The organism is Candidatus Thiothrix phosphatis (assembly GCF_035668035.1).
Lineage (GTDB): Bacteria > Pseudomonadota > Gammaproteobacteria > Thiotrichales > Thiotrichaceae > Thiothrix > Thiothrix phosphatis.
Genome location: NZ_JAYMYJ010000145.1, coordinates 58,779 through 78,814, shown reverse-complemented (window position 1 = coordinate 78,814; position 20,036 = coordinate 58,779). Strand labels below are relative to the sequence as shown.

Genomic DNA, 20,036 nt, shown 5'->3' with positions numbered 1-20,036 from the left:
CGCTCAGGCCGGATGGTCGCCGAAGGAAGTGGAACCGTAAACCGGGAAACTGGCGCAGATATTCAGCACTTGCGCTTTCACACGCTCAATGGTCGCGGCGTCCTCGATATTGTCGAGCACATCCGCCATCCAGTTGGCCAATTGCCCACACTCGGCCTCCTTGAAGCCACGGGTGGTGATGGCGGGCGTGCCGACACGGATGCCGCTGGTCACGAATGGCGACTGCGGGTCGTTCGGCACGGAATTTTTGTTGACCGTGATATTGGCCGCGCCCAGCGCCGCATCCGCCGCCTTGCCGGTAATGCCTTTGTCGATCAGGTCAACCAGCATCAGATGGTTGTCGGTGCCGCCGGAAACAATGTTATAGCCACGGGCGATCAGGGTCGCCGCCATGACTTTCGCATTGCTGGCGACTTGCTGCTGGTAGGTCTTGAATTCAGGCTCCAGCGCTTCCTTGAAGGCCACCGCCTTGGCGGCGATGACGTGCATCAGCGGCCCGCCCTGGATGCCGGGGAACACCAACGAGTTGAATTTCTTTTCCAGCTCCGGATTGGCCTTGGCGAGGATGAGGCCGCCGCGCGGGCCACGCAAGGTCTTGTGGGTGGTGGAGGTGGTCACATCGGCGATCTGCACCGGGCTGGGATAGACGCCCGCCGCGACCAGACCGGCGACATGCGCCATGTCAACCATCAGATAAGCGCCCACCTTGTCGGCGATCGCCCGGAATTTGCCCCAGTCAATCACCCGTGAGTAAGCGGAGAAACCGGCCACTATCATTTTCGGCTGGTGTTCAACCGCCAAGCGTTCGACTTCCGCATAATCAATGTAGCCTTCGTCCGTCACCCCATACTGGACAGCATTATAAATCTTGCCAGAGAAGTTGACCTTGGCACCGTGGGTCAGGTGCCCGCCATGGGCGAGGCTCATGCCCAGCACGGTGTCGCCAGGGTTCAGCAGTGCCATGTAAACAGCCGCATTGGCCTGGGAGCCGGAATGCGGCTGCACATTGGCGTAGTCCGCACCAAACAGTTCCTTGGCGCGGTCAATGGCAAGCTGCTCGGCCTTGTCAACATATTCGCAGCCGCCGTAGTAACGCTTGGCAGGATAGCCTTCCGCATACTTGTTGGTCAGCACGGAGCCTTGCGCCTCCATCACACGCGGGCTGGCGTAGTTTTCGGAGGCGATCAGTTCAATGTGTTCTTCCTGACGGCGCACCTCGGACTGGATGGCCCCCCACAGTTCGTCGTCATAACCTGCAATTTTCATCTGGCTGGAAAACATGCCGCATTTCTCCTGCGCGTTTGAAGCTAAAAAAAGCGTTGTATCATACCACCCTTTTTAGCCTCAACATATGGTGTATTACGGCCTTGCCAACAACACGATTTGGTAAAAAAGCTGATGACGGCGACTATGGGCGCACCCCAACCCACCAGCCTTACTAGGACTTGCCGGGCGCTCCGGATTCAGGCTTGCCTTCAGTTGACGGCGTTACCGCCTCGGTCTCTGCCGGGCCATCGCCATATTTCTTCGCAAAGATGACGGACGGCTCGCCGCTGCGGTTATAGAAATGCAGGGTGTTGCCTTCCTGCTGCACACTGCCCGCCCGTTGCAGGGTGCGGATATAGCTGCCCTCCCAATCGCCAACGTTGATGGTGGGCCGCCCCGGCCCAGTTGCCTTGATTGGGCAACCTCCCCGACCTTTGTCGATCTTATTGATTTTGAAACCTGTATGGCCAACCCGCTGGAAGTTGGCGTCATAGGTGTTGCAGCCAGCAAAGCCTTTCAGGTCGTTTTCCCCGACTTCCATGGTAATTTCAAGCTCCGCCGGAGCCTCAGTCCCATACACTGACAGCAAGCGCCAGCGGGAACCCAGCAGGGAAGGCCCACCGCTATTGAGGGGGCAGGCACCAGAAGGCAAAGACGCGGCATCGGCACCACCCGCAGGCGGCGCACTGGGGTCTGCGGTTTCTGCAAATGCCTGAAAACTTAACAATGCAGCGGGCAGCAGCAAAGTCCGGCAAGCCTGGACAAATAAACCAGATTTTAGACGATTCATATTCATTGGGTTCCCTCGATGGTTGGCTGTGGTTGTGGGGGTGCGTTAACACAGCGGTCAATTTACACAATCGGCCCGTGCCGTTTGTAGCGTGTATCTCACATCCCCAGTATAGAAATAATGATAGCTTTCCACCATTTTGAATATTTTCTAGGCTCACCTGTTGGTTTTATGCAACATGGCTACAACACAATCTGGATTCCCTTCATCGCATCTTGTTGCAAGGAAAAAAACGCCGCATAAGACAAGCTGATCCGCTGCTGGCTAGCCATCGGGGCACCCAGCACATGGCTGAGGATCGCCCGCATGGTGCCTGCATGGGAAACCAGCAAAATATGCTGGCCTAGGTATTTTTCCATCACGCATCCCCATGCCTGCGTCACCCGGCTGGTAAAGGCCGCCAGCGGCTCCGCACCGGGCGGGCGGCAATTCAGGGGGTCTGCGTACAAAGCCCGGTAAGCTTCCGGCTCGGTGGCGCTGATTTCCTCCGGGGCGCGCCCTTCCCACGCGCCATAACCGGCTTCCCGCAGGTCGCGCATCACTTCCAGCGGCAGCCCACGGCTGCCCGCCAGCGTTTCAGCGAACGCCTGGCAGCGGATCATCGGCGAAGTCACCACCGCATCCCAACCGGGCTTGCCTTCCACCGCCGCCCACATTTGCCGCCAGCCCAGCGCACTGAGCGGATGGTCAGTGCCACAGCCGCGATACCGGTTGCCTCCCTCCGGCTCGCCGTGGCGAAGAAAATCAATTCTGGTCATAAAGCAGGTAATTCCACATTAAAAGTCTTACTTAAACGTCCCCAATCAAAAAACGGGCCAGGGTCTGTCTTGCGTCCGGGAGCAATATGCTCATGCCCAGTCACATGCCGCAGGCTCAACGAGGGATAGGCCGCCGTCAACGCGGGCAACAGGGCTTCCAATTGTTGGTATTGCGCTTCCGTAAAGGGCGCAAAATCAGAACCTTCAATTTCCACGCCAACTGAGAAATCGTTGCAGCGGCTTCGCCCCCGGTAACTGGACACACCCGCATGAAAAGCGCGTTTGTGGAACGGCACGTATTGGACCAGCTCGCCATCCCGCCGGACCAGCAAATGGCTTGCCACCCGCAAGTGACAGATTTCCCTGAAAAAAGGATGTGCCTCCGGATCCAGCTGATTGGTGAACAACTGGTCAATCCATGGCCCGCCAAATTCATACGGCGGCAGGCTGATGTTGTGCAGCACGATCAACTCCGGTGCACAATTTTCCGGGCGTTCATCATAATTGGGCGAAGGTTGCTGCCGGGCAACGTCCAGCAGGCCGGTTGCGGCATCGATTTTCATGGCTCTTCCTCGGCTGGCAGATGCTGCCCTTGCCGGATAGCTTCGGCAATTTTACCAGGCAATGGCTCACATTTCAGTTCACGGTGGTATTGCCCATCCCGATAAATGAAGGTGGCGGGCAGATGGAAAATGTCCAGCGCATTGACCAGCCCGCCATTGCGCACGGCGTCCACCTCGAACACAGGCACCGCCCCGCCCTCCCGGAGAAACGTTTCCAGCGCCCGTTTGAGGCTGCGGCAGGCACCACAGTGCGGCGCAGTGAAAAACACCAGCGCAATCCCCCGCGTTTCCGCCAATACATGGTGGAAATTGAGATCGTCAAGACTTGCGATTTTTGTCATGGCGGGCATTATACACCCCCCCATTGGCGGAAGCCGACAACGTGTACCGGCCCATAATGAAACTTGCTATAGTCAGGGAACCACGAACCAAGGACAGACGCCATGCTCGATAGCCTGCACATCAAGAACTTCCGCTGCTTTGAAGATTTGACCATCCCCTCATTGGGGCGGGTAAACCTGATTGTGGGGAAGAACAATAGCGGGAAGAGCACGTTGTTAGAGACAGTCTACTTGTACGCCAAGGCAGCAAGCCCTGACGCAATAAAAGAACTGGTAGATAGGCGTGGCGATAGTGATGTGGCGGATACCGGCTTAAATACAATCTTCCATGACAATAGTGAGCCAAAGTCCTATAAAGAAAGGCTGGAAGTTGGAGAAATCAGCCGTAAGAATACTTTAATCATCACTGCTACAGATGATGAATCTAGAAAAGAAATAGATGCCCTTATTGACGGACTAAGAATTCCCATCTTGGATGACTTGAATCCCATAAGAGAACCAGACAATAGCATGTTCTTAGAACACTCCCCTTCCAAGAGTTTGAAAATTTCAAATCTAAGACAGGGAAAGCTTATTCAAGAAGAAAATATTGTTTTTTACTCTCCCACATATATTGAAAATGAAAACAAACTCGCAGACATGTGGGATCAAGTGTTTTTGAACATTGATGACTCTGCATTGAAAGAGGCATTGCAAATAATAGAAAGCGACATCGTAAATATGGGCTTTATTCCTGTTGGCAAAAAAGAAAGCAAATCTCCTGAAAAACAACGAATTGCTGTCGTAAAATTAAAAGGGGTAGCCAAAGCCATTCCTATAAAACGCCTTGGCGATGGCATGAGCCGGTTACTTCAAATATTTTTATACGCATTACAAGCAAAATCAGGTTTTTTGTTACTCGATGAATTCGAGAATGGCCTGCACTACTCAATCCAAGAAGAAGTGTGGGAAAAACTTTTCAAATTAGCTAAAGAGCTTGATGTTCAGGTATTTGCAACTACTCATAGTGAAGATGCGATTAAAGCATTCTGTAAGGTTGCTATTGCGGACAAGGAAGTTGATGGCAAGTTAATTTCTTTGGCCCGTAGCGCCAAAACGTCCAACAAGGGACAAATATTTTCCATCACTTACGGAGAAGACAAATTGGAAACCTTTATTGAGATGGGCATGGAGGTGCGTGGATGAATACGCACAAATTGCTTGTCGAAGGTATAGGTGATCAAGCATTCTTCCGTATTCTCCTGAAAAACATGGGTTATGCACATGTAGACATTTGCCCACCCAAATCTGTAGGTGCAAAAGGTGATGGAATAGATAACCTGCTGACTATATTGCCCGAACTGCTGGATAGCATCAGCAGCAATGCTGAAACCAAATTAGGGATTGTACTTGATGCCGACTACCCAAGAGAGCAAGAAAACAATAGTCATGGCTATCAGGCAAGGCGCGAAAAGGTGCTAAAGGAACTTGTTGACAGGCAATATGTGCTAGATTCCATGACGGGGTCGACCCAATGGCAAGGGGAAATTCTCCAACATACTGATGGGTTATCACCTGTAGGCATCTGGATAATGCCAGATCATTTTTCTGATGGCATGATTGAAGACTTTTGGCTTTCCTGCATAGCTGACGGAGTGCGCAAAAGCCTTCTGGACTCCCATGTAGACAAATCAATAACAGAACTGTTGGAAGATGAGCAATTCAACGCTCAGGAAATTCTGTTTTCACCTATCCACCAAGCCAAAGTCAGATTTGAAACATGGTTAAATTGGCAGAAAAAGCCATCGACTAACGACAAAAAACATGAATGTTACCGTCGATTGACCGCTGCCTGTGCATTTCGGGATGGCTGGTTTGATCCCAACCACCCCAACATCCGAGCCCTCACCCACTGGCTAACCCGTGTTTTCCAATAACATGCAAGGACTCAACCCCCAACAACAAGAGGCCGTCACCCACCTCGGCACACCGCTATTGGTGCTGGCGGGCGCTGGCAGCGGCAAAACCCGTGTCATCACCCAGAAAATCGCCTGGATGATCCGCAAGGGCGTACATTCCGCCGACCAGATCGCCGCGATCACCTTCACCAACAAGGCCGCCCGCGAAATGCGCGAACGCGCCAGCAAATTGTTGAGCAAAGAAGAAGCCCGTGGCCTGACCGTTTCCACCTTCCACACCCTTGGCCTCAACATCATCAAGCGCGAAGCCAAACGGCTGGGTTACAAAAGCAACTTCAGCATCCTGGATGCGCAGGACAGCGGTGCCATCCTCAAGGAACTCGCCCACAAAGAGGAAATCGAGGAAGCCGACGGCCTGCGCTGGATCATTTCCCGCTGGAAAAACGACTTCATTTCCCCGGAAGAAGCCGCGCTGCAAGCCAATACGCCGGATGAAAAGCTGGCCGCCATCCTCTACGAAAAATACCAGCGGCAGATCAAGGCGTACAACGCAGTCGATTTCGACGACCTGATCGTGCTGCCGGTGAAACTGTTCGAGCAATACCCGGACGCCCTGCAACACTGGCAAAACAAGCTGCGTTACCTGCTGGTTGACGAATACCAAGACACCAACGCCTGCCAATACCGCCTGATCCGCCTGCTCTCCGGCATGCGCGGCGCGCTCACCGCAGTGGGTGATGACGACCAGTCCATCTACGCCTGGCGCGGCGCCCGCCCGGAAAACATTATCCAGTTGCAACGTGACTACCCGATGCTCAAAGTCGTGATGCTGGAACAGAATTACCGCTCCACCAGCCGCATCCTCCACAGCGCCAACCAACTGATCGGCAACAATCCGCACCTGTTTGCCAAAAACCTGTGGAGCACGCTCGGCGAAGGCGACCCGATCCGCGTCATGCCTTGCCGCACCCCGGACAATGAGGCGGAAAAAGTCGTCGGGGAAATCCTCAAGAAACGTTTCCGTGACCGCGCCGCCTACAAGGATTTCGCCATCCTCTACCGCAGCAACCACCAGAGCCGCTTGTTTGAAAAGGCCCTGCGCGAAAACAACATCCCCTACAAGCTCACTGGCGGCACGTCGTTTTTCGAGCGTTCCGAAGTCAAGGACATCCTCGCCTACCTGCGCCTGATCGCCAACCCGGACGATGACGCCGCATTCCTGCGCATCATCAACACCCCCAAACGCGAAATCGGCACCTCTACCCTGGAAAAGCTCGGCGAATACGCCCACGAACGCCATTCCAGCCTGTTCACCGCCGCGCAGGAGCTTGGTTTCGCCCAGCGCATTTCCGCCAAAGCCCAGCAGCGGGTGGAAACCTTCAGCTTCTGGCTGCATGAAATGGTGCGTTCTGCTGAAGGCGCTGACCCCACCAAAATCGTGCGGCAGGTGATTACCGACATCGGCTACGAAGACTGGCAGAAAAACACCTGCAACACCCCCAAACAGGCCGAAGCCCGCATGAAAAACGTGTGGGAAATCGTCGAATGGGTGCGCAAGCTGCACGATGACGGCGCAGGCAAGGAAAGCTTGTCCGACATCATCGCCCACATGAGCCTGGTCGACATGCTGGAGCGCAACAGCGAAGAACAGGAACAGGACGCCGTGGCGCTGATGACCCTGCACGCCGCCAAAGGGCTGGAATTCCCCAACGTCTTCCTGGTCGGCATGGAGGAAGAACTGCTGCCCCACGCCAACAGCCTCGACGAGCACGGCATCCAGGAAGAGCGGCGGCTGGCCTATGTCGGCATTACCCGTGCACAGAAACACCTCATCATCAGCTATGCCAAGGTGCGCTCCCGCTACGGGGAATCGTCCAGCGTCGAACCCAGCCGTTTCCTCGACGAACTGCCCGCCCAGCACCTGGAGTGGGACAACAAGAAAGTGGTGTCGGATGAAGAGCGGCAGGCGACCGCACAAGCCTATATTTCCAACCTGAAAGACTTGCTGGGATAACGCGCAGGATGGCAGCGGCTGCATTCATCGACTGGAGCGACAGCAGTGTCTGGCTGTTGCTGCTGCCTACCCTGCATGTGCTGGCGGTGCTGGCGGGCGTCGCCCATGTGCTGATGCAAAAGCCCAAGGTGGGGATCGCATTCGCCTGGATCATCCTGATCATCACCTTTCCCGTCGCGGGCATTACGTTGTACCTGCTGGTCGGGGAACGCCGCATCAGCCTGCGGCGGCGCAAAAAGTTGGAACAGGCGCGGCAGCATGCCCCCTTGAAACCAGCACAGTCCAGGCGGCGACATCCACTGCCTGCCGCCTCCCCCGACCCACACGCCTTGATCTCGCTGTTGCAGGCAGGCACCTGCGGGCCGCCCACTGTTGCCAGCAACATCCAGCTTCACGCCAATACACATGACGTGCTGCGCCAACTGGCGACGGAAATCGACCAGGCGCAAACCAGCATCTGGATGGCGTTTTACATCTGGCATCCCGGCGGCGACGCTGATGCGGTGCTGGCCGCCCTGGAACGGGCTGCCGGGCGCGGCGTGCAATGCCATCTGTTGCTGGATGACATTGGCAGCGCCAATTGGTGGAAAAGCGGCCAGCCCGAACGTTTGCGCAGGGCTGGAGCCAGCGTGCGCCGCGCCCTGCCCACCGGCCTGTTCCGGGCGCTGGTGGGGCGCACTGACCTGCGCCTGCACCGGAAAATCGTGGTGCTGGATGAGCGTATCGCCTGGACTGGCAGCATGAACCTGGTCGACCCGCGCCATTTCAAACAGGATGAGGGCGTAGGCGAATGGGTGGATGCCATGGCGAGGATCGAAGGCAAGGCGGTCTTGTCGTTGCTGGCCATCGTTATCGGCGACTGGCGGTTGGAAAGCCGCCGCGACCCCGTACACGCCCCACCTCTTGCCACAACAGAGAAATACAACGCGGAACCCGGCAATGGACGCCACCTGCAAGTCATGGCCTCAGGCCCCGGCCAGTCCGGGGATGAACTGCTGCTGCTGTTGCTGGAGCTGCTCTACTCCGCCCGCCGGGAACTGGTGGTCACCACACCCTATTTCGTGCCGGATGACGCGCTGGTGCTGGCTTTACGCAGCGCAGCCTTGCGCGGGGTGCGGGTCATCGTGCTCGCGCCGGAAAAAAACGATTCCCTGCTGGTGCGCTACGCCGCCGAATCCTACTACGCCGAACTGTTGCAGGCCGGGGTGGAAATCCGCCTGTTTCGGGGCGGGCTGCTGCACACCAAATCCATTACCGTGGACGGCCAGTTGTCCCTGTTCGGCACGGTCAATCTGGACATGCGCAGCATCTGGATCAACTACGAAGTTTCCCTGGTGGTGTACGACGCGCCCTTTACACAACAGTTGCGGCACTTGCAGCAGTCCTACCTGGAGCAGGCGCGGCGGCTCGACCGGGCGGAATGGCGGCAGATCCCCTTCCAGCGGCGATTGCTACAAAACGGCATGCGGCTGCTGGCCCCGCTCTTGTAGGCAGGGTGCAATCAACGGCCTGAGCAACTGGCTCACCCACACCTGAAAAACACGGATGCGCGCTGGCAGGTTGCGGCGTTTGGCGTAAAGGAACGAAAGCTGCATGGCGGGCGGCTGGAATTCCGGCAAAACCTGCACCAATTCGCCCGTATCCAGCAGATGCTGCACGTCAAACCGGGGGACCTGGATGATCCCCAGCCCGGCCAATGCGCTGGCGATATAGGCTTCCGCATTGTCCACGCTGACCAAGCTTTGCATCGGCGCAGACTGGAGGAGGCCGCGCCGATCCAGATACTCCAGTCCTGCGCTGGCCTGCAAGGGGGTTGCATCATGCGAATACCCCACCATCACATGCCTGCCAAGATCCGCCAGCGTCTTAGGCGCACCATAATGGGCAAGGTAAAGTTGGCTGGCGCAATTGACCAGTTCCAACTCCCCCAATTTGCTACAGACCAGTAGCGGGTCACCCGGACTGCCGACCCGGATCAGGCAATCGATCCCTTCCGGGATCATGTCGGCGATCCGGTCACGGGTGCTGATTTCCAACTCCAATTCCGGGTGCGCCTGCAACAGGCTAGGCAGGGCGGGAATAATGAACCGCCTGCCAATCCGGCTGGGCATATCAACGCGCAAACGTCCGCTGACCTGCCCGGAGCCTTGCCGGAACATCATCTCCGCCGCTTCAAACGCATCCACAATTTCACGCGCGGTTTCCAGATAATTCAGGCCATCATGCGTCGGCATCACACGCCGGGTCGTGCGTTGGAACAATTGGGCATGCAAACGGTCTTCCAACGTTTGGATAACCGTGGAAATGGTTGAGCGGGGCAAATTCAATGCTTCCGCCGCCTTGCTAAAACTCCCGCTTTCCATCACCTGGATGAAAACCTGCATTTGCCGGATTCTGTCCATCCTTCACCATTGTTCGCCAATTTCGACAGGTCATTTCAAAAATACACGATTTATCCAGCCTGCATCTACAACATATGCTAGCCGGAACACCACTGCAAAGCGTAGTGGCCATGAATAAGACGGATTAAAAGGAGTGGAGCATGTCCAGAAACAGCATTACAGGCAAAACCGTCCTGATTGCAGGCGGGGCCAAAAATCTTGGTGGCCTGCTGGCGCGGGATTTCGCCGAACAGGGCGCAAAAGCGGTCGCCATCCACTACAACAGTGACGCAACCCAGGCGGCAGCGGCAGAAACGGTGGCCGCCATCAAAGCCGCAGGCGCAGAAGCGGTGGCGTTCCAGGCGGATTTGACCCGTGCAGCCGCGATGGAAAAACTGTTTGCCGACACCATTGCGGCCGTCGGCCACCCGGATATCGCCATCAATACCGTCGGCATGGTGCTGAAAAAGCCCATGGCGGACATTACCGAGGCAGAGTTTGACCAGATGAGCGCAGTCAACGCCAAATCTGCCTTTTTCTTTCTCAAGGAAGCGGGCAAGGCGGTGAATGACAACGGCAAAATCTGTACCTTGGTGACCTCATTGCTGGGGGCTTACACGCCTTTTTATGCGGCTTATGAAGGCATGAAAGCGCCAGTGGAGCATTTCACCCGTGCGGCCTCCAAAGAATTGGGCGCACGCGGGATTTCCGTCACAGCGATTGGCCCCGGCCCGATGGATACGCCGTTCTTCTACCCGGCGGAAGAAGCCGAAGCGCAGGCGTACCATAAGAATGCCGCAGCCCTGTCGCCGTTCACCAAAACCGGCCTGACCGACATTCACGATATTGTGCCCTGGATCCGTTTCCTGGTGTCGGATGGCTGGTGGATGACGGGCCAAACCATTCTGGTCAATGGCGGCTACACCACTAAGTGACCCTTCCTGCCCAGCATTGGTGACCCTCCATTTTGGCAAGCCCCATGCCTCTAATATGGGGTTTGCCTGCCTGCACGAATCCATTTAAGAAAAAATATTTCAGTGCAAGGCGTTGCCTATTTTTCGCAATATTGTCTACAATCCAATTCGCCTTGAGGAGGTGCACAAAAGTTCGACGCCCCAAGCGTGAAGGAGAGCGAAGGGAGACGAACCCCCAAACCCTAGGAGGAAAATTTCCAATGAAAAAACTGACATCTGTTCTGGGCGTAGCCCTGATCGCGTTTAGCCTGAATGTGTTCGCCGCAGACGCCCCTGAAATGGGCACCGAAGCGGAAGCGCAGACCATGAGCGAATCCGCCGCCACCCTGGTCAATGAAAAAGGCGAAGCTGCCTTTGAAACTTTCGCTGACGCAAAAGGTGACTTCCAGAAAAAGGATCTGTACGTGTTCTGTATGGATATGGAAGGCAAAATGCTGTCCCACCCCAAGAAACCGGAACTGGTTGGCCAGAACCTGCGCGACTTCAACAAATACGGCGACAAATTGTTTGACAACATGATCAAGCTCGCTGAAACCGACGGCAAAGGTTGGGTTGAATACAAATGGCCCTACCCTGGCACGGAAGACCTGAAAGCGAAAAAAAGCTACATCATCAAGAATGACAAAGGTTTCTTCTGCGGCGTTGGTGCCTATGTGGCTGACGCGCCAGCAGACGAAAAACCGGCGGATAAAAAATAAGTATCCTGCCCCTACTGCTTGACCTAATGAAAGGCTGCTAATGCAGCCTTTCGCATTATGGGTGCCGTAAGCCTGTGCCACCCCATCCCTTCACGTATAATGCCCGCTTTCGCCACCCGTAAGGATCGCCCCATGTCCCAATATCCCGCTAGCACCCAAAGCCTGATTGATGAAGCCGCCCTGGTCAGCGGCCACGGTTTTGACATTGTTTTCGATGCCAGCCTGCCGGTGGCCTCCAGTGTGCGGATAGCGGGCAGGGAAGGCCGTGACCGCCATGAAATCGTGCTGCGCCTGCCGGGTATTGAAAACAACTACCTGATCGCCTGGCAGGCGGCTTTCGTCCTGCACCAGTACAAGACGCCGGAAACCGAGCGCGCCAACCTGCAACCCAATGCGGCCTACCTCGCCAGCGTCAAAAGTGAACTGCTGGCGATGCATCCCGGCATCCCAGCCGCGCAACGAGAACACTTCACTGACCATGTGATCGGCGGCGTCCTGACGCAATTACGTTCAACGCCGGTCGGCATGCTGATCGACATCCACTTGCACCGCAGTTACCCCGAACTGCACGCCTTGCAGCAGGAATCCTTAGTCCAACAGGTGGTGGAGCATGTTGCCTGCCTGCAACTGACACCGGAGATGTTTCCCCGCACGCTGGTGCGCGCCAACCAAGTCATGAATGCGGCGCAAGCGCTGATGACTGCCACACTGTTTGAAATGCCGGGCATTTTTGACCCTTACCGCACGGTCGGCATGGAAGCGGCGGCGGCCATCCTGCTGGAACCTTGCCTGCACCAGGTTTTCGACGGGACGAAAGACCGTGAGCTGATTGATGCCTGGGGCGGAAACCTTGGCATCGAAACCTGGTACCGCTGGGCGTAACGCGCTCAGTCCGGCCTTTTCAGCGTCAGCGTTTCCCCAAAACGCACGTATTCATCCGCCCCCAGCCGCCCCAACGGCTGGAGCGCCGCCGCATCGACCCGGAACCTGCCTTTTGCATTGCGGCTGGCGATATTGTCATCGGCATACAACGCCGTGATCCTGCCCAGCAGCAGGGAATAGGCCGCATTGCCCAGCGGCACTTCAGCATGCAATTCACAGGCGAAGGCCACCCGGCAAGCCTTCAGGCGCGGCAGGCTGAAACCTTCGAACGGCACAGTTTCCAGCCCCAGCATCTCGACTTCGGATTCCCCGGCGGGCAAGGGCTGCGCGCTCGCATTCAAGGCTTCCAGCATGTCGGTATGGGCGATATGCACGACAAAATGCTGGCGCTGCAAAATATTGGCGCGGGTATCTTTCAGGGAGCCATCCGGTTTGCTGCCCACTGACACGCTCAACAACGGCGGGTCGCTGTTGACTGCGCTGAAATAGGAAAACGGTGCCAAGTTCAGGCCACCATCCGCATTTTCCGACAGCACCCAGGCAATCGGGCGCGGCACTAGCGTCTGGGTCATGGCGAAATAAATTTCGGCGGGAAGCATCTGGGTAAAATCAAGGTACATGGCGGTCAATCCGGTTGTTTTGCGCATTGCGCCCACTTTAGGCAAGTGGGAACATAAAGCGCTCGGTTCACATAGCAATGGAGGGAGTTCATGAGCACAAAAATATACCTGCCTGAAGCGGAAATGCCTACCCACTGGTACAACATCGTCGCCGACATGCCCAACAAGCCAGCCCCGTACCTCGGGCCGGACGGCAAGCCGGTGCCGCCGGAAGCCATGCTCGCCATTTTCCCCGAAACCCTGGTCATGCAGGAAGTCAGCAGCGAGCGTTGGATCCCCATCCCTGAACCGGTGCGTGAAGCCCTGACCATGTGGCGGCCTTCCCCGCTCTACCGCGCCCACCGGCTGGAAAAGCTGCTCAACACCCCGGCCAAAATTTATTACAAGAATGAAGCCGTCAGCCCGGCAGGCTCCCACAAACCCAACACCGCCGTGGCGCAGGCCTATTACAACAAGCAAGCGGGCATCAAGCGCCTTGCCACCGAAACCGGCGCGGGCCAGTGGGGCAGCTCACTGGCGCTGGCGGGGCAAATGTTCGGCCTGGATGTGCGCGTCTACATGGTGAAAGTCAGTTATCAGCAGAAACCCTACCGCCGTTCCATGATGCAAGCCTGGGGCGCTGAAGTCTTCGCCAGCCCGACGGACATGACCGAATCCGGGCGCAGAATCCTCGCGGAGCACCCCGATTCCGAAGGCTCGCTTGGCATCGCCATTTCCGAAGCGGTGGAAGAAGCCGCCAGCCGCGCCGACACCAATTACGCGCTGGGTTCCGTCCTCAACCATGTGCTGCTGCACCAGACCATCATCGGCCAGGAAGCACGCAAGCAACTGGAAATGGTTGGTGACTACCCCGACATGATTTTCGCCCCGTGTGGCGGCGGCTCCAATTTCGGCGGCATCGCCTTCCCATTCTTCGCCGACAAGGCCGCTGGCAAGGACGTGCAACTGGTCGCCGTCGAGCCAACTTCCTGCCCTACCCTGACCAAAGGCGTGTTCGCCTATGACTATGGCGACGTAGCAGGCTATACCCCCTTGATGAAAATGTTCACCCTCGGCCACGACTTCATGCCGCCGGGCATCCATGCAGGCGGTTTGCGTTACCACGGCGACTCCACCCTGGTCAGCCAGTTGTACAAGGATGGCTTGGTTGACGCGCTGGCTGTGCCACAACTGGAAACCTTTGCCGCAGGCATAGCGTTCTCCAAGAGCGAGGGCATCATCCCCGCGCCGGAATCCTGCCATGCCATCGCCGCCGTCATCCGCGCCGCCAAGGAATGCGCCCAAAGCGGTGAAAGCAAGACCTTGCTGTTCAACCTTTCCGGCCACGGCCATTTCGACATGAGCGCCTATGACCGCTACCTGAAAGGCGAGCTGACGGATTTCGACTATCCGGAAGAAGCGATCCGGGAATCGCTGGCGCACCTGCCGAAAATTGGCTGACCCTTATTCGCTGGGAGCCTTTGGGGCGGGCGCATCGTCCGCTTCAAAGGCGCTTCCCTCCAGCCATTTTTCCACCAGCTTTTTCCCTTTGAAACGGATCAGGAACCATTCCGAACCGTCCTCGTTTTCCTTGTAATCCAGCAGCGTCGGCTGATCCCCCTTGACCAAGTACATGCCGGTTTTGGCACCACTGTCCGGCTTGTCATACAGCGGCGCTTTGCCCACCGCAACCTTCCGCCGCGCCGGGGCGGTTTTCTCATCAATGCTGGAAGGGTCTTGGGTTTTCGCCACCAGCTTCTTCAGCAATTTCCCTTCCGGGTTGTAGAGCCGGGCGAAATACAGGTCGCCTTCCGAGCCGACCATCGCCGTGTCCAGGCATACATAGGGCTTGTTTTTGCGGAAGCGGTAATCCGTCGTGTACCAGCGCGGGCCGGAACGCTGGCCAGTGCTCAGGGTTTTGGTTTCACGGGTCAGGGTGGGGTTGCTGATGGTTTCCTGGAACGCCCGAAAACGCTTGGCGGCCTTATCCCATTGGTAGAGCCGGTAGAACAGGTTCACCCCGCCATAGCCCACCCCATCCAGCACGGCGACATCGCCCTGCCCATCGAAATTGAAATCATCCTGCAACAACAGGCCATCAATTTCCTGGCTGCCTTCCGGCACATCCGGCATTTCCCCCAATGCCTGCACTTTGCCGCCCGGCAGTTTGGCGAGGATGTCATTGTGCTGTTGCTCAATACGGACTTTGACGCCGGGAACAGGCGAATAGGAAAACGGCAGTTTGGCGTAACCCTTCGGCGTGGTGAACGCCGCCGCCTCCAGCGCCCACAGGCTCAAACCCGCCAGGATAACGCCACCCCAGGATATGCTGCGCATGTTATTTTCACCTCGTTGAATGATGCAGACTTGCACTGGGTTAGACCCCGGAATTCCGGATCGTTCAACAGCGCTCAGATGACGGCGAGCAGCACCAACGGCAGTGTCAACATGCCGAACAAGGTTTCGCCGGTGATCAGCACCGCCATCATGGCGGCATTGCCCCCCAACTGGCGGGCAAGGATATAGGCCGAAGACGCGGTTGGCAGCGCCGCAAATGTCACCAGCACCGACCGTTCCAGTTCCCCAACCTGCATCCAGACGCACAGCCCATACATGAGCGCAGGCAACAGCAGCAACTTGACGCCGGACGCCCAGAACAGCGGCGCGCCGGAAGCCTTCAACGCTTGCAGGCGCAAACCGGCCCCCACCGCCAGCAAGCCCAGAGGCAAGGCCATCTGCCCCAGCTTTTCCAGCACTTTCAGCGCCACATCCGGCACGGCGAACGGTAGCAGGTTCAGCGCCATCCCCAGCAAACAAGCCATGATCAGCGGATTTTTCAGGATGGAAAGCAGCAACGGCGACAAACGCATCCGCCCATGGGTAAAGTAGGCAAATACGCCAATGCACAATACGTTGACCAGCGGGATCATCACCCCCACCACCAACGCCGCCAGCGTCAGGGCGGAAGCAGGCAGGGTCGCCGCCACCAGCGCCAGCCCGATGTATGTGTTGAAACGGACGCCGCCCTGGTAAAAGGAGGTGAAATCGGCCGCATTGAGGCGCAGCAGCGGCGCAAACAGAAAGGTCAGCACCGAAGCCAGCAACGGCATCAACACCGCCAGCGCCAGCAGCCCGCCCGCCGTGCTGAAATCCATTTTCGCCGTCGCCAACTGTTCGACCAGCAAGGCGGGAAACAGGATGTAGTAAGTGCCCTTTTCCACTTCCCGCCAGAAATCTTCCTGCAAAAAGCCAGTGCGCCGCGCCACATTGCCCAGCAACAACAAAGCAAAAACCGGCAAGATGGCGCTAAGGACAACGCCCATTCAATCAGGATACAAATCAGCCAGACCGGAACCCTTCCGCAGAGGCTGGCCAGCAGGTTTGAAATGTTGGATGGCCGCCCACAGCCCGGTGCCTTTCCAGCCTGCGCCACCGCGCCCATATAGGGCTGAGTTCAGGGCGTCGATTTCCGTCTGCAAGGCTGGCTCCGCCCGCGCCCGCAGGGAAGCAATCAATGCGGGCTGGATATTCAGACCCACGCCAATCCATTGCACCAACGCATCCTGCGCGGCCTGTGGCTGGTTTTGGTGGCAAGCTTGCTCCAGGTTGCGCCAGACAGCTTTCGCATCCGGTTTGCGGGTGCTGGAAACCAGCGCCGCCGCCTGTGCCTTTTTCTTCAGGTCACCGCCGGACTTGCGCCACCAGCGCCACACCAACCAAGCGATGGACAACAGCACCCAAGCCAACAACAAGGCGGCAGCGTACCATGCCCAGGAAAAACCGCCGGAAACTGAAGCAGATGCAGCGGCGGCCTGCGGATTGGTTTGGGCAGGCACCTGCGGTTGGGCTACTGGCGGTGGCGTGGCCGTGCCAACTGGTGCTGCTTGCCCGCCGGTCACCACCATCTTCACCGCGTCAACCTTGGCGGTTTCCTGCTTGCTGGTAGCGGTGTTCCACCATGTCACCGCCAAGCCGGGCAATGCATACGTCCCATTGTAAGGGGCGACCACCACCCATTTTTCCTGCCGCACGCCGACGACGCCGGAGCTTCCGCCTTCATTGCGCAATTCCGGTTGGTCGGTATACGCCTTGATGCCAGCAGGGACTTGCACTTCCAGTTTCGGCAATTGCTCCGCCGCCAACCCATCCGCCACAATCGCCAACGTCAGGGTGACCGGCTCCCCAGCCTTGAGTTTGTCGGGCGGCGTCTGCCAGTGGGCGTTCAGGGTGACACTACGGGCTGGCAGCCATTGCTTGCCGGTGTAACTGGCGGGCTGTTCCCGCACCTGCAAGGCCAATGGCTGGGAAAACCGGCGGATAGGTTTGCCACTAAGGCCGAACGGGTCAAACCTGCCAGGCCCTGGCTCCGCCAGAATGCCTTCAAACGCCGTGCGCCCCAATGTCAACGGGCCGCTTTGCTGTGGAATCAGGGCGTAACGGCGCTCAATCACTTGATAGTTGCGGCCATTGCGCATCGCCGTGGTGTTGACGGTGTTGCCAATTTGCTGGATGTCGCCCTTACCACTCTCGACTGACGGGTGCGTCAGGCTGGCTTGCGGCTGCAACTGGACAATATGGTACATCCGTTGGGTAATGATGGTTTCCTGCTGCACGTAAGGCTGTTTCGGCTCCGCCGCCAGCTCAATGAAAATGTCGGGCGCATTGCCAGCGGCTGGCGTAGGCTGGTCCAGCACCTGCAAATCCAGCGCCTGGCTCTTGTCGCCGCCAAACTGGATGGGGGGAATATGCACCGTGCCGGTCTTGAGCGGATACAAATGCAGTTCCCACTCGGTACGGACACGGCTGACGCCGTTGACCATATTGAAACTGTTGCTTTGCGATTGGCCTTTCAGCTCAAAATCCTGGTGCAGGGGGGTGAAATCAGGTTCTCCCGAGACAATGCCGTCCGCCGTAAACGTCAGCACCACCGGGTCGCCCAGCGCCACCGGGTTGCGGTCAAGCTGCGCAACAACCGTGGCGGCCTGCGCCCACAGTGGCGTCAACCACAACATTGCAATCAAGAGCAACCTTACCATTCGTCACCTCTTGCCTGTCCGCCCCGCTGCTGATACTGGTACTGGAATTTGCGCCGCCACAAACCGGACGGGTCATCCGGGATGCGCCGCAACCATTGCTCGGTCGCCTGCTGCTGTTCGCGCTGTTGCGGATCTTCGCCGTCTTCCTGCTGGTTCCGGGACTGTTTGTCCTGAGCGTTTTGCTGGCCTTGCTGCTTTTGTTGCTCCGCTTGCTGTTGCGCCTGTTGTTCCTGCTTGTCCTTGTCCTGCTGCTGGCCGGATTGTGGACTGTCCTGCTGTTGCTCCTGGCCTGTTTGTTGGTTTTTTTGCTGTTGCCCTTGCGGGTTGCCCTGCTGCTGCGGATCTTTTCCCTGCTGGCCTTGCTGCTGCTGTTGGTTGTCGCCTGACTGGGGCTGCTGCTGTTGGCCGGACTGGTTCTGCTGGTTGTCCTGCTGCTGCTTGGACGACTGGTTTTGCTGGCCTTGTTGTTGCTTCTTCAATGCGTTTTCAACCACTTCCAGGTTGTGGCGGGCATCTTCATTATTCGGGTCGGCTTCCAGCACACGCTTGTAAGCGGCGACGGCCTCCTCCAGTTTGCCCTGTCTGGCCTGCGCATTGCCGTAATTGTACTGGCCGTTGAGGCTTTGCTGGCTGGCGTATTCCTTTGCCGCCGCCGCATAGTCCCCGCTTTTGTAGGCGGCGGCACCTTTCCAGGCTGGTTCCTGGAACAGTTGCGCCGCACGGGCAGGCTGGCCGTTATCCAGCGCCTGTTGTGCCTGCTGGTCAGGCGTCAGCCACAGGTCATCCCAGCCGAACGCATACGAGGTGTCGGGTTGCGGCAGCAGCACGCACGCCAGCGCTATCCCCAGCCATCCCCGCCGGAAAGCCAGCGCCGCCAGCGGCAACAGCAACAACACCAACCAGTAGCCTTCATTGACCCAGGCATCCGTTTGCCGCCCTTGGGCGTCGCTCAACTTGCCCGTCGCCGCAGCCTGCCAATGCGCATTCAGGGCGGCAAGGTCGGCATCCCCCAGTGCGGCGTGCGCAAACACCCCACCACCCGCGTTGGCGATTTTTTGCAGGTCATCCAGATTGACCTTGGCGGTCACCGTTTTGCCAAAACTGTCGAGCAAAAAGCCGCCATTGGGGCGGGGAATTGGCGCACCATCCGCCGTGCCGACCGCCAACACTGACACGCTGTAACCGCTTCCCCGTGCCTCATCCGCCGCTGACACCGCCGCATCCGGGTCGGAAGCGCCATCAGTGATCAACAAAATGTCGCCTTTTTTCACGCCTGCCTGCTGCAACAGCTCCTCCGACCGCTGGATCGCCGGAGCCAGCAGGCTGCCAGGGGCTGGCATGATTTCAGGTGTCAGGTTTTTCACCTGTTCCGCAATGGTGTCGGCGTCATCGGTCAGCGGCGTCACGCCGAAAGCATCGCCAGCAAACACCACCAGGGCGTTTTGCGCATCCTGACGGGCGTTGAGGATATCCAGCAGCTTGAAACGCGCCAGGGTCAGGCGGTTTGGTTTTTCATCTTCGGCGTACATGGAGGCGGAAAGATCCATCGCCGCCACCAGCGCCTGCTGGCTGCGGAACACCGGCACTTCACGCTTTTCCCAAGCAGGCCCCGCCATCGCCAGCACCGCCGCCAGCAAAGCCAGGGACAGCACCGCCAGCGGCAGCCACCCCAGTTTGTCCGCCTTGCCACTGAGCACGAACGGCATCAGGTGCTTGTCGACAATGCGCTCCCAATCCCCCCGCCGCCGGGAACTTAGCCAACGCATGCCCCACACCGCCGGGATCGCCAGCAGCAGCCATAACCATCCAGGATGCAGGAAATGCAGGTCGCCCACT

Annotated in this window: 19 protein-coding genes; 8 read left to right on the top strand and 11 right to left on the bottom strand. The window is 57.7% G+C overall.

The genetic code is table 11. The features are described from left to right. Positions 1-3: 3 nt before the first annotated feature. From glyA to VSS37_RS18090, 5 genes are all read right to left on the bottom strand, one after another. The gene (gene glyA, locus VSS37_RS18110) at positions 4-1,281 is read right to left on the bottom strand and encodes a serine hydroxymethyltransferase (protein ID WP_324697457.1); all 1,278 of its coding nucleotides are present in this window, start codon (positions 1,279-1,281) and stop codon (positions 4-6) included. Between the two features lie 157 nt (positions 1,282-1,438). Next, positions 1,439-2,062 carry an META domain-containing protein gene (locus tag VSS37_RS18105; protein ID WP_324697455.1) on the bottom strand — a complete coding sequence of 208 codons (624 nt, stop codon included), beginning with the start codon at positions 2,060-2,062 and terminating at the stop codon, positions 1,439-1,441. Positions 2,063-2,238: 176 nt separating this feature from the next. After that, complete coding sequence (locus tag VSS37_RS18100) at positions 2,239-2,814, bottom strand: histidine phosphatase family protein (protein ID WP_324697453.1); 576 nt, start codon at positions 2,812-2,814, stop codon at positions 2,239-2,241. Further along, complete coding sequence (gene ampD / locus VSS37_RS18095; RefSeq protein ID WP_324697452.1) at positions 2,811-3,377, bottom strand: 1,6-anhydro-N-acetylmuramyl-L-alanine amidase AmpD; 567 nt, start codon at positions 3,375-3,377, stop codon at positions 2,811-2,813. Before ampD ends, VSS37_RS18100 begins: the two co-directional genes overlap by 4 nt. After that, entirely contained in the window at positions 3,374-3,718 is a 345-nt protein-coding gene (locus VSS37_RS18090) for a thioredoxin family protein (RefSeq protein WP_324697451.1), read from the bottom strand. The genes ampD and VSS37_RS18090 overlap by 4 nt, the downstream gene beginning before the upstream one ends. 102 nt (positions 3,719-3,820) lie before the next feature. On the opposite strand from VSS37_RS18090, the gene VSS37_RS18085 reads away from it, so the two are divergent. Genes VSS37_RS18085 through cls form a run of 4 tightly spaced genes read left to right on the top strand, consistent with a single transcriptional unit; the run spans position 3,821 to position 9,120 of the window. Continuing rightward, positions 3,821-4,903, top strand: a complete 1,083-nt coding sequence (locus VSS37_RS18085) for an AAA family ATPase (RefSeq protein WP_324697449.1) — start codon at positions 3,821-3,823, stop codon at positions 4,901-4,903. Then, positions 4,900-5,634: a DUF3226 domain-containing protein gene (locus tag VSS37_RS18080; RefSeq protein ID WP_324697448.1), complete on the top strand. Its 735-nt coding sequence runs from the start codon at positions 4,900-4,902 to the stop codon at positions 5,632-5,634. The genes VSS37_RS18085 and VSS37_RS18080 overlap by 4 nt, the downstream gene beginning before the upstream one ends. A gap of 1 nt (position 5,635) precedes the next feature. Then, positions 5,636-7,630 carry a DNA helicase Rep gene (gene rep / locus VSS37_RS18075; RefSeq protein ID WP_324697446.1) on the top strand — a complete coding sequence of 665 codons (1,995 nt, stop codon included), beginning with the start codon at positions 5,636-5,638 and terminating at the stop codon, positions 7,628-7,630. An 8-nt stretch (positions 7,631-7,638) separates the two neighbouring features. Then, positions 7,639-9,120, top strand: a complete 1,482-nt coding sequence (gene cls / locus VSS37_RS18070) for a cardiolipin synthase (protein WP_324697445.1) — start codon at positions 7,639-7,641, stop codon at positions 9,118-9,120. Here cls and VSS37_RS18065 read toward each other — a convergent pair. Next, positions 9,082-10,014, bottom strand: coding sequence for a LysR family transcriptional regulator (locus VSS37_RS18065; RefSeq protein WP_324697443.1), 933 nt, complete (start codon positions 10,012-10,014; stop codon positions 9,082-9,084). The two genes, cls and VSS37_RS18065, sit on opposite strands and share 39 nt — an antisense overlap. A gap of 158 nt (positions 10,015-10,172) precedes the next feature. On the opposite strand from VSS37_RS18065, the gene VSS37_RS18060 reads away from it, so the two are divergent. The 3 genes from VSS37_RS18060 (at position 10,173) to VSS37_RS18050 (ending at position 12,565) form a co-directional block, all read left to right on the top strand. Beyond that, complete coding sequence (locus VSS37_RS18060) at positions 10,173-10,946, top strand: SDR family oxidoreductase (RefSeq protein ID WP_324697441.1); 774 nt, start codon at positions 10,173-10,175, stop codon at positions 10,944-10,946. Positions 10,947-11,185: 239 nt separating this feature from the next. Then, positions 11,186-11,683, top strand: a complete 498-nt coding sequence (locus VSS37_RS18055) for a cache domain-containing protein (RefSeq protein ID WP_324697439.1) — start codon at positions 11,186-11,188, stop codon at positions 11,681-11,683. Between the two features lie 132 nt (positions 11,684-11,815). Further along, on the top strand, positions 11,816-12,565 hold the full coding sequence (locus VSS37_RS18050) for a hypothetical protein (protein ID WP_324697438.1): 750 nt from the start codon (positions 11,816-11,818) through the stop codon (positions 12,563-12,565). A gap of 5 nt (positions 12,566-12,570) precedes the next feature. Here the strand turns inward: VSS37_RS18050 and VSS37_RS18045 are convergent, their stop codons facing one another. After that, complete coding sequence (locus VSS37_RS18045; protein WP_324697437.1) at positions 12,571-13,212, bottom strand: flavin reductase family protein; 642 nt, start codon at positions 13,210-13,212, stop codon at positions 12,571-12,573. A 63-nt stretch (positions 13,213-13,275) separates the two neighbouring features. Between VSS37_RS18045 and VSS37_RS18040 the strand changes: the two genes are divergently transcribed. After that, on the top strand, positions 13,276-14,625 hold the full coding sequence (locus tag VSS37_RS18040) for a TrpB-like pyridoxal phosphate-dependent enzyme (RefSeq protein ID WP_324697436.1): 1,350 nt from the start codon (positions 13,276-13,278) through the stop codon (positions 14,623-14,625). Between the two features lie 3 nt (positions 14,626-14,628). Here the strand turns inward: VSS37_RS18040 and VSS37_RS18035 are convergent, their stop codons facing one another. The 4 genes from VSS37_RS18035 to VSS37_RS18020 all read right to left on the bottom strand — a co-directional run bounded on the left by VSS37_RS18035 (position 14,629) and on the right by VSS37_RS18020 (position 20,035). Then, a complete protein-coding gene (locus VSS37_RS18035) occupies positions 14,629-15,501 on the bottom strand; it encodes an XAC2610-related protein (protein WP_324697435.1) in 873 nt (290 codons plus the stop codon). 74 nt (positions 15,502-15,575) lie between these two features. Continuing rightward, positions 15,576-16,487, bottom strand: coding sequence for an AEC family transporter (locus VSS37_RS18030; RefSeq protein WP_324697434.1), 912 nt, complete (start codon positions 16,485-16,487; stop codon positions 15,576-15,578). Beyond that, a complete protein-coding gene (locus tag VSS37_RS18025) occupies positions 16,488-18,200 on the bottom strand; it encodes a BatD family protein (RefSeq protein WP_324697432.1) in 1,713 nt (570 codons plus the stop codon). Next, positions 18,194-20,035 (bottom strand): VWA domain-containing protein, encoded by a 1,842-nt coding sequence (locus VSS37_RS18020; protein ID WP_324697431.1) that lies wholly within the window; start codon positions 20,033-20,035, stop codon positions 18,194-18,196. Before VSS37_RS18020 ends, VSS37_RS18025 begins: the two co-directional genes overlap by 7 nt. Between the last annotated feature and the right edge of the window lies 1 nt (position 20,036).

Bases quoted from the DNA above. Each gene is read 5' to 3' on its own strand.
- VSS37_RS18060 (WP_324697441.1), top strand. From the start codon at position 10,173: ATGTCCAGAAACAGCATTACAGGCAAAACCGTCCTGATTGCAGGCGGG.
- VSS37_RS18030 (WP_324697434.1), bottom strand. From the start codon at position 16,487: ATGGGCGTTGTCCTTAGCGCCATCTTGCCGGTTTTTGCTTTGTTGTTG.
- VSS37_RS18080 (WP_324697448.1), top strand. From the start codon at position 4,900: ATGAATACGCACAAATTGCTTGTCGAAGGTATAGGTGATCAAGCATTC.
- glyA (WP_324697457.1), bottom strand. From the start codon at position 1,281: ATGTTTTCCAGCCAGATGAAAATTGCAGGTTATGACGACGAACTGTGG.
- rep (WP_324697446.1), top strand. From the start codon at position 5,636: ATGCAAGGACTCAACCCCCAACAACAAGAGGCCGTCACCCACCTCGGC.
- VSS37_RS18100 (WP_324697453.1), bottom strand. From the start codon at position 2,814: ATGACCAGAATTGATTTTCTTCGCCACGGCGAGCCGGAGGGAGGCAAC.
- VSS37_RS18090 (WP_324697451.1), bottom strand. From the start codon at position 3,718: ATGACAAAAATCGCAAGTCTTGACGATCTCAATTTCCACCATGTATTG.
- VSS37_RS18040 (WP_324697436.1), top strand. From the start codon at position 13,276: ATGAGCACAAAAATATACCTGCCTGAAGCGGAAATGCCTACCCACTGG.
- VSS37_RS18050 (WP_324697438.1), top strand. From the start codon at position 11,816: ATGTCCCAATATCCCGCTAGCACCCAAAGCCTGATTGATGAAGCCGCC.
- VSS37_RS18035 (WP_324697435.1), bottom strand. From the start codon at position 15,501: ATGCGCAGCATATCCTGGGGTGGCGTTATCCTGGCGGGTTTGAGCCTG.
- VSS37_RS18065 (WP_324697443.1), bottom strand. From the start codon at position 10,014: ATGCAGGTTTTCATCCAGGTGATGGAAAGCGGGAGTTTTAGCAAGGCG.
- VSS37_RS18105 (WP_324697455.1), bottom strand. From the start codon at position 2,062: ATGAATATGAATCGTCTAAAATCTGGTTTATTTGTCCAGGCTTGCCGG.
- cls (WP_324697445.1), top strand. From the start codon at position 7,639: ATGGCAGCGGCTGCATTCATCGACTGGAGCGACAGCAGTGTCTGGCTG.
- VSS37_RS18025 (WP_324697432.1), bottom strand. From the start codon at position 18,200: ATGGTAAGGTTGCTCTTGATTGCAATGTTGTGGTTGACGCCACTGTGG.
- ampD (WP_324697452.1), bottom strand. From the start codon at position 3,377: ATGAAAATCGATGCCGCAACCGGCCTGCTGGACGTTGCCCGGCAGCAA.
- VSS37_RS18045 (WP_324697437.1), bottom strand. From the start codon at position 13,212: ATGCGCAAAACAACCGGATTGACCGCCATGTACCTTGATTTTACCCAG.
- VSS37_RS18055 (WP_324697439.1), top strand. From the start codon at position 11,186: ATGAAAAAACTGACATCTGTTCTGGGCGTAGCCCTGATCGCGTTTAGC.
- VSS37_RS18085 (WP_324697449.1), top strand. From the start codon at position 3,821: ATGCTCGATAGCCTGCACATCAAGAACTTCCGCTGCTTTGAAGATTTG.